This window comes from Pseudomonas sp. FGI182 (assembly GCF_000511325.1).
GTDB classification, from domain to species: Bacteria; Pseudomonadota; Gammaproteobacteria; order Pseudomonadales; family Pseudomonadaceae; genus Aquipseudomonas; species Aquipseudomonas putida_Z.
This window is the reverse complement of record NZ_CP007012.1, coordinates 5,534,792-5,551,419: the sequence shown is the minus strand read 5'-3', so window position 1 is coordinate 5,551,419 and position 16,628 is coordinate 5,534,792. Positions and strand designations below refer to the sequence as shown.

The following is a 16,628-nucleotide window of genomic DNA, read 5'->3' as shown; positions in this document are numbered from 1 at the left end:
CACGCAGGTCCGGCGGACCAAAAAACGCTGGGCATTATAAGCATTTTTTCGCCTCTCCGGGTTACCGGCCAGGCTGCCCGTCGCCTCGATGGGCCGGCGCGGCCTAGTGTTGACGCGGGGTTGGGGCAGGTAGCCGCGACAGATGGCGGCGACAGACAACAAGGATGCCACGATGCTAGGACGCTTCGGCAAGGATGCCGGTTCACTCGTGGGGGTGGAAATTGCCCTCGACTCCGTTCGGATTGTGCAACTGCAGCGGCGTAACCGGCGCTGCCGTGTGCTTGCCTCGGTACAAGAACCGTTCGAATCACCGGCTGGCAGTGACTGGGCGGCAGAGCCTGGCGCCGTGGCGGCTGCCTTGAGGCGCGCCTACCGACGCAGCGGCCTCAGGCAGCGCCGGGTGGCGCTGGCACTGCCGGGCAACCAGGTGATCTGCAAGCTGTGCCACCTGCCGGTTGAACAGGGCGGGGCAGAAATGGAGGCGCAGTTGCTGGCTGACGCCGAACGGCTGTTTCCATTTCCGCTGGAAGACCTGGCCCTGGATTTTCAGGTCCTGGGAGGCTCTAGCGTCCAGCCAGGCTGCGCCGAGGTGATGGTGGCTGCGTGTCGACAGAGTGCACTGGCGCCACTTGAGGGCATCGTCGAGGAGGCCGGGTTGCAACTGGAGGCCGTGGAGGTCGACAGCATTGCCTTGGGGCGCATGCTGCCGCTGGCCAGGCACCAAAGCTCGGCGTTGCTGCGTATCGAGGCGCAAAGCACCACCCTTCATGGCTGGCAGTCGGGTCGGCCTCAGCAACGGCGTGAGCTGAACCTGGGGCTGTCGACGATAGCCGGGGCGCTGCCGGAGCGCCTGCTGGCCCTGCTCGCCGGTGAGCCTTTGCCCGATTGTCTGTTGATCGCCAGCCGTTCGCCGATCGAGCCGGGCCAGTTGCAGAGCCTCGGCTCCCGGTTGAACCTGCCGTGTCGCCTGGTACCCGACCTGGCGCGCGTGGAACACGTCGATGGCGCGATGATTCTGGCGTGCGCCCTGGCTCTCGGAGGGTTGCGCCGATGATGCGGCTGAACCTTCTGCCCTGGCGCGAACGGCAACGCCAGGCCGCCTTGCGGTCTTTCCGCAGGCGACTGGTCGCCGGCGCGTTGCTGGCCCTGTGTGGCGTGACGCTGGTCGACCAGCTGGCCCGCCAGCGCGGGCAGCAGCAGGCGCTGGCCAATATCCGGCACCAGGCGGCCCTTGAGGTGTTGGGCGAGCAATTGCAGCCGCTGGCCGATGTGCGTGCGCAGCATGAGGCGCTACTGGCACGTGCGGCGGCGCTGGAAGGCCTGCGTGCCAACCAGGATGTGCTGGCCGGGGTGTTCGCTGACCTCGAGCGGGCGTTGCCAGTGGGTGTGCAACTGCTCGACCTCAGCCTGGAAGACGGCAGCCTGCAGATGACCGGGCTGGCCACGTCCGGTGCCGTGGTCGCGCAGTTCATGCGGGACCTGAGCCGCTCGAGTGCGCTGGTTGGTCTGGAGCTCAAGCGCATCAGGAGCCTGCCGGGCGGCGATGAATTCCTGCTGGGCGCGCGCGTTTCGGCGTTCTGGTCGTGAATGCTGCACAGGTGCTCGGCTGGCTGGCCATGGCCGAACGCTCCAGCCGCTTCAGGCAGCTGGCGCCAGTGCTGATGGCCTTGGCGTTGTTCGGCCTGGGCTGCGCCATACGTCTCCCTGCAGTGCTGCAGCAGCAGGCGCAGGAGGAGGCCCGGCACGCCGAGTTGCACGAACAGCATTCAGCCGGCGCGGTGCAGCTGGCCGAACTGGAGCAGCTCCAGGCGTCTGTGGCCATTGCCGAGCGACGCTTGCGGGAGGCGTACTGGCACCTGGCGGCCGGGGAGGGCATGAGCGACCTGCTCGAGCGCCTGGCAGCGTCGGGGCATGCGCACGGCTTGCTCATCGAGCGCTTCGATGTACATGAAGATGAACAACAGGCGGGCTTGCGCAAGGTACCGCTGGAGCTACAGGTGGTGGGACGATACGCGGCCTTGCGCCAGTGGTTGGGCGACTGGTTGGGCCAGGCGCGTGTGCTGCGCAGCGGTGACCTGCAGCTGGCTGCAGCAGATGGCAAGTCTGGCCTGCTGCGCCTGCAGTTGCGGGTTGATGCCTATCAGGCGCTGGCGCCAGTGCCGGAGCCTGCGATGCTTGCGCGCATGCCGGCCAGGGGCGTGACGGCAGCGCCCCCGGTGGACCCGTTTGCGCCCGGGGCGACGCGATTGACGGGCAGCGGGTTGGCCGACGTGCCTTTGGCGCAACTGGAGATGGTCGGCAGCCTGTCGCGTGGGGCGGAGCACGAAGCACTGCTGATGGCGGCCGGCAGGCTCTATCGCGTGCGCCCTGGTGACCGGGTCGGGCGCGACCAAGGTGTGGTGGCGAGGGTTGATCAAGCCCAGGTCGAAGTACGCGAACGGCTGTTCATGGCAGGGGTGTGGCATGAACGCACGGCGTTCATCACACTCGCAAAGCACCTGGGCAAGGAGGCCCCGGACGACGATGAAAACATTGATGAAATGGATGCTGGCAGCCCTGCTGCCGGTCCCGCTGGCGTCGGCGACGCCTTATCAGGGTGAACCACTGTCGCTGAACTTCCAGGATGTGGAAGTGCGCTCGGTGCTGCAGGTGCTGGCTGACTATGCTGGCGTCAACCTGGTCGCCAGCGATGCCGTGCAGGGTAGCGTCACCTTGCGCTTGCAGGATGTGCCATGGGATCAGGCGCTGGACCTGGTGCTACGCAGCAAGGGCCTGGCCCGGCGCCAGGAGGGCAATGTGCTGCTGGTGGCGCCTGCGGCCGAGTTTGCCGCGCAGTCTGTCGATGCTCGTGTGGGCCAGGCGCTGGATGCGCAGTTGCAGCCGTTGCGCCGGGAGCTGTTGCCCATCCATCACGCCAAGGCCGCCGAACTTGCGGAGCTGCTGCTGGCGAGCCTGGCAGATGACGGCATCCTCACCGGTCGGGGCAGCCTGAGTGTCGATGAGCGCACCAATACGCTGGTGGTGCACCAGCCGGCCGACCGCCTTGCCGAGCTGAGGCAACTGGTGGCGCAGCTGGATGTGCCGGTGCGTCAGGTGGCGATCGAGGCGCGTATCGTCGAGGCCAACGTCGATTACGAAAAAAGCCTGGGGGTGCGCTGGGGTGGGCTGCTTTACGTTGAAGACCCGCTGCCGGGCAAGGACCTGTTCGTCGACCTAGGGGTGGAGCGGGTGGGCGGCAGCATCGGCCTGGGCCTGCTGCGTGGCGACGTGCTGCTCGACCTGGAGCTCAGTGCCATGGAAAAGAGCGGCAACGGCGAAATCGTCTCGCAGCCCAAGGTGGTCACGGCCGACAAGGAAACGGCCAGGATCCTCAAGGGTACCGAGGTGCCGTATCAGGAAACCAGCAAGAGCGGTGTCACCTCGGTAGCGTTCCGCGAAGCCTCGCTGTCGCTGGAGGTGACCCCGCAGATCACCCCGGACAACAAGGTGATCATGACCGTCAGGGTGACCAAGGACGAGCCGGATTACGTCAATGCCTTGAACAACGTACCGCCGATCCGCAAGAACGAGGTCAATGCCAAGGTTCGCGTGGTGGACGGTGAAACGATCGTGATTGGTGGCGTGTACTCGACTTCGCAAAACAATGTGGTCGACAAGGTGCCATTTTTCGGCGATCTGCCGTATGTTGGGCGGCTGTTTCGACGCGATGCATTACAAGAGAAAAAATCCGAGCTGCTGGTCTTCCTGACTCCGCGTATCATGAGTGACCAGGCGATTGCTGTGAGTCGTTGATTCTGTGCGAAATTTGATACTTGTGGGGCCCATGGGCGCTGGTAAAAGCACCATCGGACGCCTATTGGCCAAAGAGCTGCGCCTGCTGTTCAAGGATTCCGACAAGGAAATCGAACTGCGATGCGGCGCCAACATCCCGTGGATTTTCGACAAGGAAGGCGAGCCGGGTTTCCGTGACCGCGAGCAGGCGATGATCGCCGAGCTGTGCGCACTCGACGGCGTGGTCCTGGCGACCGGCGGTGGCGCGGTAATGCGCGAAGCCAACCGCCAGGCCCTGCACCAGGGTGGCCGGGTGATCTACCTGCATGCTTCGGTGGAACAGCAGGTTGGCCGCACCGCGCGTGATCGCAATCGCCCCCTGCTGCGCACCGCCAATCCCGAGGCGACCTTGCGCGCCCTGCTGGAAACCCGCGACCCGCTCTACCGCGAGATCGCCGACCTGGTAGTGGAAACCGACGAGCGGCCGCCACGCATGGTGGTGATCGATATTCTCGAGCGCTTGCAGCAGTTGCCGCCCCGTTAGCCCGGGACTATTCTCGGCCACCAGCGCCGAGGCGAGGTTCAACGTTACCGCGCGGGTGCCTGAACGGCGCCGCGCCCAAGTACATTGTGGGGATACATGCAGACACTAAAGGTCGACCTGGGCGAGCGTAGCTACCCGATCTACATTGGCGAAGGCCTGCTGGACCAGCCCGAGCTGCTGGCGCCGCACATCGCCGGGCGGCAGGTTGCCATCGTTTCCAACGAGACCGTCGCGCCCCTGTATCTCGAACGCCTGAGCAAGACCTTGGGTGCCTATTCGGTGCTGCCGGTGGTATTGCCCGATGGCGAAGCCCACAAGAACTGGGAAACCCTGCAACTGATCTTCGATGGCCTGCTGACTGCACGGCACGACCGTCGCACCACCGTGGTCGCCCTGGGTGGCGGCGTGATCGGTGACATGGCCGGCTTCGCTGCCGCCTGCTACCAGCGCGGCGTCGACTTCATCCAGGTGCCGACAACCCTGCTGTCCCAGGTTGACTCTTCGGTCGGTGGCAAGACCGGCATCAACCACCCGCTGGGCAAGAACATGGTCGGTGCCTTCTACCAGCCCAATGCGGTGCTGATCGACACCACCAGTCTCAAGACCCTGCCGGCGCGCGAGCTGTCCGCAGGCCTGGCCGAAGTGATCAAGTACGGCCTGATCTGCGACAAGCCGTTCCTCGCCTGGCTCGAGGACAATATGCAGGCGTTGCGCGCCCTCGACCCGGTGGCGTTGACCGAAGCCATCCGCCGCTCCTGCGCGGCCAAGGCCGCGGTGGTGGGGGCCGACGAGCGCGAGTCTGGCGTACGCGCCACGCTGAATCTGGGGCATACCTTCGGGCATGCCATCGAGACCCACATGGGTTATGGCGTGTGGCTGCACGGCGAAGCCGTGGCGGCGGGCACGGTGATGGCCCTGGAGATGTCCATGCGCCTTGGCTGGATCGACCAGGCCGAGCGCGATCGCGGAATCCGCCTGTTGCAGGACGCAGGTTTGCCGGTGGTGCCACCACAGGAAATGACCCCGGCGCATTTCATGGAGCACATGGCGGTCGACAAGAAGGTGCTCGACGGCCGTCTGCGTCTGGTGCTGCTGCGCCAGATGGGCGAGGCCGTGGTGACCGACGACTATCCGAAAGAGATTCTACAGGCCACGTTGTCGGCGGATTACCGCGCGATCGTGGCCCAGCTTTGAGGTTGTGACAGCGCAATGACCAGTTTGCATGCCGATGAGGCCTTTCTCGACCATTACCAGTTGAGCCACGATCCGTTCGCGCCCCGCGTGCCCGGCTTCAAGTTCTTCCCGGCCCAGCGCAAGCCCGTGCTCGGCCAACTGCACCACCTGGCGCGCTACAGCCAGCTGATGCTGGTTGTCACCGGCCCGCTGGGCAGTGGCAAGACCCTGCTGCGCCAGGCCCTGGTGGCCAGTACCAACAAGCAGGCGGTGCAGAGCGTGGTGGTGTCTGCCCGTGGCGCCAGCGATGCCGCCAGCGTACTCGGCCAGGTCGCGCAGAGCCTGGATGTGGCCGAGGCCGAAATGCAGGCGATCCTGGCCAAGGTGGTGCAACTGGCACTGACCGGCCAGGAAGTGTACTTGCTGGTGGACGATGCGGAACAACTCGACGAGTCGGCACTCCAAGCGTTGCTGGAATTGGCGGCGGGTGTACCGGAAGGGCGCCCGCATGTGTTCCTGTTCGGTGAGCCGTCGCTGATTGCCGGGCTGGACGAGATCAATGTCGAGGAAGAACGCTTCCACATCATCGAACTCGCCCCCTACAGTGAAGAAGAAACCCGCGAGTACCTGGAGCAGCGCCTGGAAGGTGCTGGCCGGGGCATCGAGGTGTTCAGCCGTGAACAGATCGTCGATATCCATGAAAACTCCGACGGCTGGCCTGGCAACATCAACCAGGTCGCCCGTGACACTTTGATCGAAGCCATGATCGCCAGCCGTTCGACGGCCAAGCGACCATCCATGGGGTTCAAGATGCCTAAAAAACATGTGCTCGCGCTGTCCGCTGTGGTTGTGGTCGCCGTTGCGGCCGCGGTGTTGATGCCGAAGAAAGGTGACAAGGCGCCTGCCGAAGCGCCGGCCGCCCAGGCCCAGTTGCCGCTTGGCGAGGGCCAGGCCAATGGTGGCAACCCAGCCATCGAGTTCTCGGGTTCGTCCCAGCCGATGCCGCTACCGCTGGTTGGCCAGTCGCAGCCGGTGATGCGCGAGCCGTTGGCCCAAGCCGCGGGCATGGGTGAGGGTGAAGAGGGTAGCCCGGCCGGTGATACCGCCCTGCAGCCAGGCAACCCGCCGCCAACCGTGACCACCATCGCACCGCCGCAAGGTGTGCCGGCGGGCCCGGCACCGGTACCTGCCCAGCCAGTAGCCGCGGCGCCAGCCCAGCCGGTACAGCCGCAACCGCAGCCGGTTGCGCCTGCGCCAAAACCTGTCGCAACCCAGCCTGCCAAGCCGGTTGCGCCAGCCAAGCCTGCACCAGCACCGACCCAGGTCGCCGTGGCCAAGCCGGCCGCCAAGCCTGTCGAGAAGCCGGCCACCGGTGGCAGCGGTAACAGCGGCTGGTACGCCGGGCAGAAACCGGGCAATTACGTGGTGCAGATCCTGGGTACCAGCTCCGAGGCTTCGGCCCAGGCGTTCGTCAAGGCCCAGGGTGGCGACTATCGCTACTTCAAGAAAAACCTGCAGGGCAAGCCGCTGTACGTAGTCACTTACGGCAACTTCGCCAACCGCGACGCAGCGGTTGCGGCAATCAAGAACTTGCCAGCGAAGGTCCAGGCTGGTAAACCTTGGCCACGTACCGTCGCCAGCGTCCAACAAGAGCTGGCCTCGGCCCGCTGATACCTTCCGGGCGGCACCACCCCGCCGCCCAGTTGCTGAGCGATTACTGACTTTCGACTAGCCTGCTGCGTTGTCACGCGGCAGGCTTTTCTGTCCCAGACTGCCGGCCACAAGCCTTACTTGCAGTCATGGCTGAAACGCTTCAGACTCGAGCCAAGCCGCTATCACGGCGCATGGCGCAAAAACATTCAAAATTGCGACATAAATTTTCAATGGTGAGACATGAAAATTTGTGGGCATCGCTGTCGCTGTGCAACAATGGTTTTCCATGGCCACCGCAAAAAAGCTGGCGTTTGATCGGCGTGGATGGTAAGTGGTTGTTAAAAAAGAGATTTACCTCCGTTGAGAGGTGAACCTGGTGAGAATGTGTCTATGAAAACAGGTCTGTACCATCCCGAAGAATTCAAGGACAACTGTGGTTTTGGCCTGATCGCCCATATGACGGGCGAACCGAGCCACCACCTTCTGCAAACCGCCATGCAGGCACTGACCTGCATGACCCACCGCGGCGGTATCAACGCCGACGGCAAGACCGGTGACGGTTGCGGTCTGCTCATGCAGAAGCCCGATCAATTCCTGCGTGCCGTGGCCCAGGAGCACTTCGCTGTCGAGCTGCCCAAGCAGTACGCCGTCGGCATGGTGTTCTTCAACCAGGACCCGGTCAAAGCCGAAGCCGCCCGCGCCAACATGGACCGCGAAATCCTTGCTGCTGGCCTGAAGCTGGTCGGCTGGCGCAAGGTGCCGATCGATACCAGCGTGCTCGGCCGCCTGGCCCTTGAGCGCCTGCCGCAGATCGAGCAGGTGTTCATCGGCGGTGAAGGCCTGAGCGACCAGGAATTCGCCATCAAGCTGTTCAGTGCCCGTCGCCGTTCGTCCGTGGCCAACGCCCACGACGCCGACCACTACATCTGCAGCTTCTCGCACAAGACCATCATCTACAAAGGCCTGATGATGCCGCGCGATCTCGCGGCCTTCTACCCAGACCTGGGTGACGAGCGCCTGCAAACCGCGATCTGCGTGTTCCACCAGCGCTTCTCCACCAACACCCTGCCGAAATGGCCGCTGGCGCAGCCGTTCCGCTTCCTCGCCCACAACGGCGAGATCAACACCATCACCGGCAACCGCAACTGGGCCATGGCCCGTCGCACCAAGTTCGCCAACGACCTGATCCCCGACCTCGACGAGCTCGGCCCGCTGGTCAACCGCGTCGGTTCCGACTCCTCGAGCATGGACAACATGCTGGAGCTGATGGTCACTGGCGGCATCGACCTGTTCCGTGGCGTGCGCATGCTGGTACCGCCAGCCTGGCAGAACGTCGAGACCATGGACGCCGACCTGCGCGCCTTCTACGAATACAACTCCATGCACATGGAGCCGTGGGATGGCCCGGCCGGTATCGTAATGACCGAAGGCCGCCATGCGGTGTGCCTGCTCGACCGTAACGGCCTGCGCCCGGCGCGCTGGGTGACCACCAAGAACGGCTACATCACCCTGGCGTCGGAAATCGGCGTATGGGACTACAAGCCCGAGGACGTCATCGCCAAGGGCCGCGTCGGCCCGGGCCAGATCTTCGCCGTGGACACCGAAACCGGCCAGATCCTCGACACCGACGCCATCGACAACCGTCTGAAGTCGCGCCACCCGTACAAGCGCTGGCTGCGTCAGCACGCCACGCGCATCCAGGCGACACTGACCGATGACCAGGGCGTGGCCAGCTACGACGCTGACCAGCTCAAGCAGTACATGAAAATGTTCCAGGTCACCTTCGAAGAGCGTGACCAGGTGCTGCGCCCGCTCGGCGAGCAGGGCCAGGAAGCGGTCGGTTCGATGGGTGACGACACGCCAATGGCCGTGCTGTCGCAGCGCGTGCGTTCGCCGTACGACTTCTTCCGCCAGCAGTTCGCCCAGGTGACCAACCCGCCGATCGACCCGCTGCGCGAAGCGATCGTCATGTCCCTGGAAATCTGCCTGGGTGCCGAGCGCAACATCTTCCAGGAATCCCCGGAGCACGCTTCGCGGGTAATCCTCAGCTCGCCGGTCATCTCGCCCGCCAAGTGGCGTTCGCTGATGAACCTGGAGCGCGAAGGCTTCGACCGCCAGCTGATCGACCTCAACTATGAAGAGAGCGTCGGCCTGGAAGCGGCCATCCGCAACATCGCCGACCAGGCTGAAGAAGCCGTGCGCGCTGGCAAGACCCAGCTGGTGCTGAGCGACCGCTACATTGCCCCGGGCAAGCTGCCGGTGCACGCCTCGCTGGCCGTTGGTGCGGTGCACCACCGCCTGACCGAACAGGGCCTGCGTTGCGACAGCAACATCCTGGTGGAAACCGCCACCGCCCGCGACCCGCACCACTTCGCCGTGCTGCTGGGCTTCGGTGCCTCGGCCGTTTACCCGTACCTGGCCTATGAAGTGCTGGCTGACCTGATCCGTACCGGCGAAGTGCTGGGCGATCTGGACGAAGTCTTCAAGTACTACCGCAAGGGCATCTCCAAGGGCCTGCTGAAGATCCTGTCGAAGATGGGTATCTCCACCATCGCCTCGTACCGTGGCGCGCAGCTGTTCGAAGCCATCGGCCTGGCCGAGGAAGTGGTGGGCCTGAGCTTCAAGGGCGTTTCCAGCCGCATCAAGGGTGCGCGCTTCGCAGACCTGGAAAGCGACCAGAAGCTGCTGGCAGCCGAAGCCTGGAGCGCGCGCAAGCCGATCCAGCAAGGCGGCCTGCTGAAGTTCGTCCACGGTGGCGAATACCACGCCTACAACCCGGACGTGGTCAACACCCTGCAGGCCGCCGTGCAGCAGGGCGACTACGCCAAGTTCAAGGAATACACCACGCTGGTCGACCAGCGCCCGGTGTCGATGATCCGCGACCTGCTGAAGGTGAAAGTGGCCGACCAGCCACTGCCGCTGGAGCAGATCGAGCCGCTGGAGGCGATCCTCAAGCGCTTCGACTCCGCCGGTATCTCGCTGGGTGCACTGTCGCCAGAGGCCCACGAAGCGCTGGCCGAGGCGATGAACCGCCTGGGCGCGCGTTCCAACTCTGGCGAGGGCGGTGAAGACCCGTCGCGCTACGGCACCATCAAGAGCTCGAAGATCAAGCAGGTGGCCACCGGCCGCTTTGGCGTGACCCCGGAGTACCTGGTCAACGCCGAAGTGCTGCAGATCAAGGTTGCCCAGGGCGCCAAGCCCGGTGAAGGCGGCCAGCTGCCAGGCGGCAAGGTCAACGGCCTGATCGCCAAGCTGCGTTACGCGGTGCCGGGCGTGACCCTGATCTCGCCGCCGCCGCACCACGACATCTACTCGATCGAAGACCTGGCCCAGCTGATCTACGACCTCAAGCAGGTCAACCCGCAGGCCCTGGTTTCGGTCAAGCTGGTGGCAGAAGCTGGCGTCGGCACCATCGCCGCCGGTGTGGCCAAGGCCTATGCCGACCTGATCACCATCTCCGGCTACGACGGTGGTACCGGTGCTTCGCCGCTGACCTCGATCAAGTACGCCGGCGCCCCATGGGAGCTGGGCCTGGCCGAGACCCACCAGACCCTGCGCGGCAACGACCTGCGCGGCAAGGTACGGGTACAGACCGACGGTGGCCTGAAGACCGGCCTGGACGTGATCAAGGCAGCCATCCTCGGCGCCGAAAGCTTCGGCTTCGGTACCGCGCCGATGATCGCCCTGGGCTGCAAGTACCTGCGCATCTGCCACCTGAACAACTGCGCCACCGGCGTGGCCACCCAGAACGACAAGCTGCGCAAGGACCACTACATCGGCACCGTCGACATGGTGATCAACTTCTTCACCTTCGTCGCCGAAGAAACCCGTGAGTGGCTGGCCAAGCTGGGCGTGCGCAGCCTCGGCGAGCTGATCGGCCGTACCGACCTGCTCGACGTGCTGCCAGGCGACACCGAGCGCCAGCAGTACCTGGACCTGTCGCCGCTGCTGGGCAGCTCGCACATCCCGGCTGACAAGCCGCAGTTCTGCGAAGTCGACAAGAACCCGCCGTTCGACCAGGGCGAGCTGGCCGAGAAGATGGTGGAAATGGCCATGCCGGCCATCCGCGACCAGGCCGGTGGCGAGTTCAGCCTCGACATCTGCAACTGCGACCGCTCCATCGGTGCGCGGGTGTCGGGCGAAATCGCCCGCCTGCACGGCAACCAGGGCATGGCTGCGGCGCCGATCACCTTCCGCTTCAAGGGCACTGCGGGCCAGAGCTTCGGCGTGTGGAACGCCGGTGGCCTGAACCTGCACTTGGAAGGCGACGCCAACGACTACGTCGGCAAGGGCATGACCGGTGGCAAGGTCACCATCGTGCCGCCAGCCGGTAGCCCGTTCGAAACCCAGCACAGCGCCATCGTGGGCAACACCTGCCTGTACGGCGCCACCGGCGGCAAGCTGTTCGCCGCCGGTACTGCTGGCGAGCGCTTCGCTGTACGTAACTCCGGCGCCCACGCTGTTGTCGAGGGCACTGGCGATCACTGCTGTGAATACATGACCGGCGGCTTTGTCTGCGTGCTGGGCAAGACCGGTTACAACTTCGGTTCTGGCATGACTGGCGGCTTCGCCTACGTGCTCGACATGGACAATACCTTCGTCGACAAGCTCAACCATGAACTGGTGGAAATCCAGCGTATCAGTGGTGAAGCGATGGAGGCCTACCGCAGCCACCTGGCGCGGGTCCTTGCCGAGTACGTGGAAGAGACTGGCAGCGAGTGGGGGCGTGAGCTCTCGGAGAACCTGGACGACTACGTGCGGCGCTTCTGGCTGGTGAAGCCGAAGGCAGCCAACCTGAAGCAACTGCTGTCCAGCACCCGTGCCAACCCGCAGTAACAACAGCTGCAAGTGACGGCCCCGTGCGCGGGGCCTGTCGTGCTCAAGTGATCGTCTTGCAGCTTGCAGCCTGAGGCTGGCAACTGCGGTAAAGAGGTTTTGAAAAATGGCTGAACGTCTGAACAACGACTTCCAGTTCATCGAAGTGGGCCGCAAGGACCCGAAGAAAAAGCTGCTGCGCCAGCGCAAGAAGGAGTTCGTGGAAATCTACGAGCCGTTCAAGCCGCAGCAGTCCGTGGAGCAGGCGCACCGCTGCCTGGGCTGCGGTAACCCGTATTGCGAATGGAAGTGCCCGGTACACAACTTCATCCCCAACTGGTTGAAGCTGGTGTCCGAAGGCAACATCCTGGCCGCGGCGGAACTGTCGCACCAGACCAACACCCTGCCGGAAGTGTGCGGCCGCGTATGCCCGCAGGACCGCCTGTGCGAGGGGGCCTGCACCCTGAACGACGGCTTCGGTGCGGTGACCATCGGCTCGGTGGAGAAGTACATCACCGACACCGCCTTCGCCATGGGCTGGCGCCCGGACATGTCCAAGGTCAAGCCAACCGGCAAGCGCGTCGCCATCATCGGTGCCGGCCCGGCCGGCCTGGGCTGTGCCGACGTGCTGGTACGTGCCGGCGTGACCCCGGTGGTGTTCGACCGCAACCCGGAAATCGGCGGCCTGCTGACCTTCGGTATTCCCGAGTTCAAGCTGGAAAAGACCGTGCTCAGCAACCGCCGTGAAGTGTTCACCGGCATGGGCATCGAGTTCCGCCTGAACACCGAGGTGGGCAAGGACGTGACCATGGAGCAACTGCTCGCCGAGTACGACGCGGTGTTCATGGGCATGGGTACCTACACCTACATGAAGGGCGGCTTCCCGGGCGAGGACCTGCCGGGCGTGCATGACGCGCTGGACTTCCTGATCGCCAACGTCAACCGCAACCTGGGCTTCGAGAAGTCGCCGGAAGACTTCGTCGACATGCAGGGCAAGAAGGTAGTGGTACTGGGCGGTGGTGACACCGCGATGGACTGCAACCGCACCTCGATCCGCCAGGGCGCCAAGTCGGTGACCTGCGCCTATCGCCGTGACGAGGCCAACATGCCGGGTTCGCGTCGTGAGGTGAAGAACGCCAAGGAAGAGGGCGTGAAGTTCCTTTACAACCGCCAGCCTATCGCCATTGTCGGCGAGGACAAGGTCGAAGGCGTGAAGGTGGTCGAGACTCGTCTCGGCGAGCCGGATGCCCGTGGCCGTCGCAGCCCGGAGCCGATCCCGGGGTCTGAAGAGATCCTGCCGGCCGATGCCGTGGTCATCGCCTTCGGCTTCCGCCCAAGCCCGGCGCCGTGGTTCGAGCAGCATGGCATCCAGCTGGATAGCCAGGGCCGCGTAGTGGCACCGGAGAAGGGCAAGTTCAAGCACCAGACCAGCAACCCGAAAGTGTTTGCCGGTGGCGACATGGTGCGTGGGTCGGACCTGGTGGTGACGGCTATCTTCGAAGGGCGTACTGCTGCTGAAGGTATCCTGGACTACCTGGAAGTCTGATCGATTGTCGGGGCCGCTTTGCGGCCCATCGCGACACAAGGCCGCTCCTACAGGGGATCGCGTATGTCCTGTAGGAGCGGCCTTGTGTCGCGACGGGCTGCAAAGCAGCCCCAAAGGCATTTTTGTATACAAAAATCCTTGATCCATGGCATCCAATAGACAAAACGCATGGCCTTGACCGTGCCTTTTGCGCTGGCGTCTGAGAAAATGCCCGCACTATTTTTCCGGATGCCGACATGACTGCCCTGAAGAACGATCGTTTCCTGCGTGCACTGCTCAAGCAACCCGTAGACGTCACCCCGGTGTGGATGATGCGCCAGGCCGGCCGCTACCTGCCGGAGTACCGCGCCAGCCGCGCCAAGGCCGGTGACTTCATGAGCCTGTGCATGAACCCGCAGTTCGCCTGCGAGGTCACCCTGCAGCCGCTGGACCGCTACCCGCTGGACGCGGCGATCCTGTTCTCGGACATCCTCACCATCCCCGATGCCATGGGCCTGGGCCTGTACTTCGAAAGCGGCGAAGGCCCGCGTTTCAAGAAGGTCATCAGCACCCCGGCCGACATCGAAGCGCTGCCGATCCCCGACCCGCAGAAAGACCTTGGCTACGTGATGGACGCGGTCAGCACCATCCGCCGCGAGCTCAACGGCCGCGTGCCGCTGATCGGCTTCTCCGGCAGCCCGTGGACCCTGGCCACCTATATGGTCGAAGGCGGCTCGTCGAAGGACTTCCGCAAGACCAAGGCCATGGCCTACGACAACCCGCAGGCCCTGCACCTGCTGCTGGACAAGCTGGCCCAGTCGGTCACCAGCTACCTCAACGGCCAGATCCTCGCTGGTGCCCAGGCCGTGCAGATTTTCGACACCTGGGGCGGCAACCTGTCGGCGGCGGCTTACCAGGAGTTCTCCCTGGCCTACATGCGCAAGATCGTCAGCGGCCTGATCCGCGAGCACGAAGGGCGCAAGGTGCCGGTGATCCTGTTCACCAAGAACGGCGGCCTGTGGCTGGAAAGCATCGCCGAAGCCGGCGCCGACGCGCTGGGCCTGGACTGGACCTGCGAGATCGGCGATGCCCGCCGCCGCGTGGGTGACAAGGTGGCGCTGCAGGGCAATATGGACCCGACCGTGCTGTACGCCAAGCCCGAAGCTATCCGTAAGGAAGTGGCGCGTATCCTGGCCAGCTATGGCCACGGCACAGGCCATGTGTTCAACCTGGGCCACGGCATCACACCGGAAGTCGACCCAGAGCACGCCGGCGTGTTCATCAACGCGGTGCATGAGCTGTCGGCGCAATACCATCAATGAATTGATCTCTGAACACGAAAGCCCGGCCATGTGCCGGGCTTTTTGTTGCATTAAGTTTTAATTCAGCGATCGTCGTTAATCTGGTCCCATCGAAACCGAAACAGGACCTGTTCCTCATGAAAGCACATTATCTTGCGTTGATCCTCGCCCCCTTGTTCAGCACTGCTGCCTTGGCTGCCGGTTATACCGGCCCCGGTGCCCAGTCCGTCACCACCGTATCTGCGGCCAACGATGCTGCCGACGACACCCCAGTGGTGCTGCAAGGCTTCGTGACCAAGAAGATCAACAACGACGACAAGTACGAGTTCAAGGACAACACCGGCACCATCACCGTGGAAATCGATGATGAAGACCTGCCGCCGACGCCGTTCAACGACAAGACCAAGGTCAAGCTGACCGGTGAGGTGGAGAAGCACCTGATGAGCCGGGAAGTGGATGTGGATATGGTCGAGATCATCAACTAAGCCGAGATTTTGGGGCTGCTTTGCAGCCCATCGCGACACAAGGCCGCTCCTACAGGGAATCGCGTTCTGCTGTAGGAGCGGCCTTGTGTCGCGATGGGGTTCAGCTCGATTTCGGTGGCAGCTTGCTCAGGTGCAGCGCCACCAGCAACGCCACCGCCAGCAGGCTGCCAATGAACAGCCCGATGCCATTCCAGCCCCACTGGTGCCAGAACACCCCGCCCGCCGTACCGGCCACGCTCGACCCGGCGTAATAGCTGAACAGGTACAGCGACGACGCCTGTCCCTTGGCCTTCAAAGCCCTGCGGCCGATCCAGCTGCTGGCCACCGAGTGCGCGCCAAAAAAGCCGAAGGTGAACACCAGCATACCGACGATAACCATCACCAGCGGGCTGGCCAGGGTCATCAGCAAGCCGCCCGCCATCACCACGATACTGGCCCAGAACACCTTGCGCCGGCCCAGTTTGTCAGCCAGTGCGCCGACCTGCGCCGAGCTGTAGATGCCAGACAGGTACACCACTGACAGCAAGCCGACCAGCGCCTGGTTCATGTGATAGGGCTCGGCCAGCAGGCGGTAGCCGATGTAGTTGAACAGGGTGACGAAGGCGCCCATCAGCAGGAAGGCTTCGAGGAACAGCCAGGGCAGGCCGGCATCCCTGAAGTGCATGACGAAGCCATCCAGCAGGCTGCGTGGGTTCATCGCCTGCGGGCGGAAATTGCGCGATTCGGGCAGCACCTTCCAGAACACCAGCGCCGCCACCAAGGCCAGGCCGCCGATGGTCAGCATCGCCGTGTGCCAGCTGACGAAGTCGATCAGCACGCCGGTGATCAGGCGCCCGCTCATGCCGCCAATGGCGTTGCCGCCGATGTACAGGCCCATGGCCAGGCCAATGTGCTGCGGGTGGATCTCTTCGCTCAGGTAGGTCATCGCCACCGCTGCCAGGCCGCTCAGCGACAGGCCGACCAGAGCGCGGGTGGCCAGTACCAGCTCCCAGCTCGGCATCACCGCGCTGGCCAGGGTGGAAAGGGCGGCGCAGGCCAGGGCAAACACCATCACCGGCTTGCGCCCGATGCGGTCGGAGATCGGGCCGGTGATCAGCAGGCCGAACGCCAGCATGGCTGTGGAGACCGACAGCACCAGGCTGCTCTGCGCCGCATTGATGGCAAATTCCTTCGACAGCAACGGCATCATCGGCTGCACGCAGTACAGCAGGGCGAAGGTGGCGAAGCCGCCGCTGAATAGCGCCAGCACGGTCTTCATGAAAGCGGGGGTGCCTTTTTCGATCCACATTTCGTTCAGCGGGGCAGGTTCTGGCTCGGCGGGAAGGGGAGCTACAGCAGTTTTCACGGGCGGGTACCTCTGG

12 protein-coding genes are annotated in these 16,628 nt (G+C 64.2%); 11 read left to right on the top strand and 1 reads right to left on the bottom strand.

The genetic code is table 11. The annotated features are described in order from the left end of the window. The first annotated feature begins 172 nt into the window (after positions 1-172). The 11 genes from pilM (at position 173) to C163_RS24345 (ending at position 15,267) form a co-directional block, all read left to right on the top strand. Positions 173-1,054: a type IV pilus biogenesis protein PilM gene (gene pilM / locus C163_RS24395; RefSeq protein WP_025340960.1), complete on the top strand. Its 882-nt coding sequence runs from the start codon at positions 173-175 to the stop codon at positions 1,052-1,054. Continuing rightward, complete coding sequence (locus C163_RS24390; RefSeq protein WP_025340959.1) at positions 1,051-1,587, top strand: PilN domain-containing protein; 537 nt, start codon at positions 1,051-1,053, stop codon at positions 1,585-1,587. The genes pilM and C163_RS24390 overlap by 4 nt, the downstream gene beginning before the upstream one ends. A gap of 11 nt (positions 1,588-1,598) precedes the next feature. Further along, on the top strand, positions 1,599-2,600 hold the full coding sequence (locus tag C163_RS24385; RefSeq protein WP_025340958.1) for a pilus assembly protein PilP: 1,002 nt from the start codon (positions 1,599-1,601) through the stop codon (positions 2,598-2,600). Further along, positions 2,524-3,792, top strand: coding sequence for a type IV pilus secretin PilQ (locus C163_RS24380; protein WP_081742328.1), 1,269 nt, complete (start codon positions 2,524-2,526; stop codon positions 3,790-3,792). Before C163_RS24385 ends, C163_RS24380 begins: the two co-directional genes overlap by 77 nt. A 4-nt stretch (positions 3,793-3,796) precedes the next feature. Continuing rightward, the gene (gene aroK / locus C163_RS24375) at positions 3,797-4,315 is read left to right on the top strand and encodes a shikimate kinase AroK (protein WP_025340956.1); all 519 of its coding nucleotides are present in this window, start codon (positions 3,797-3,799) and stop codon (positions 4,313-4,315) included. A gap of 96 nt (positions 4,316-4,411) precedes the next feature. Beyond that, entirely contained in the window at positions 4,412-5,509 is a 1,098-nt protein-coding gene (gene aroB / locus C163_RS24370) for a 3-dehydroquinate synthase (RefSeq protein ID WP_015272135.1), read from the top strand. Positions 5,510-5,524: 15 nt separating this feature from the next. Next, positions 5,525-7,159, top strand: a complete 1,635-nt coding sequence (locus tag C163_RS24365; protein WP_025340955.1) for an SPOR domain-containing protein — start codon at positions 5,525-5,527, stop codon at positions 7,157-7,159. Between the two features lie 372 nt (positions 7,160-7,531). Further along, a complete protein-coding gene (gene gltB, locus C163_RS24360; protein ID WP_025340954.1) occupies positions 7,532-11,977 on the top strand; it encodes a glutamate synthase large subunit in 4,446 nt (1,481 codons plus the stop codon). Between the two features lie 106 nt (positions 11,978-12,083). Then, entirely contained in the window at positions 12,084-13,502 is a 1,419-nt protein-coding gene (locus C163_RS24355) for an FAD-dependent oxidoreductase (protein WP_013974599.1), read from the top strand. 236 nt (positions 13,503-13,738) lie between these two features. Further along, positions 13,739-14,803, top strand: coding sequence for a uroporphyrinogen decarboxylase (hemE, locus tag C163_RS24350; protein ID WP_025340953.1), 1,065 nt, complete (start codon positions 13,739-13,741; stop codon positions 14,801-14,803). 116 nt (positions 14,804-14,919) lie between these two features. Further along, positions 14,920-15,267: a NirD/YgiW/YdeI family stress tolerance protein gene (locus C163_RS24345; protein ID WP_025340952.1), complete on the top strand. Its 348-nt coding sequence runs from the start codon at positions 14,920-14,922 to the stop codon at positions 15,265-15,267. 100 nt (positions 15,268-15,367) lie between these two features. Here C163_RS24345 and C163_RS24340 read toward each other — a convergent pair whose 3' ends face one another. Beyond that, positions 15,368-16,555 (bottom strand): MFS transporter, encoded by a 1,188-nt coding sequence (locus C163_RS24340; protein WP_256220416.1) that lies wholly within the window; start codon positions 16,553-16,555, stop codon positions 15,368-15,370. Positions 16,556-16,628 lie beyond the last annotated feature (73 nt).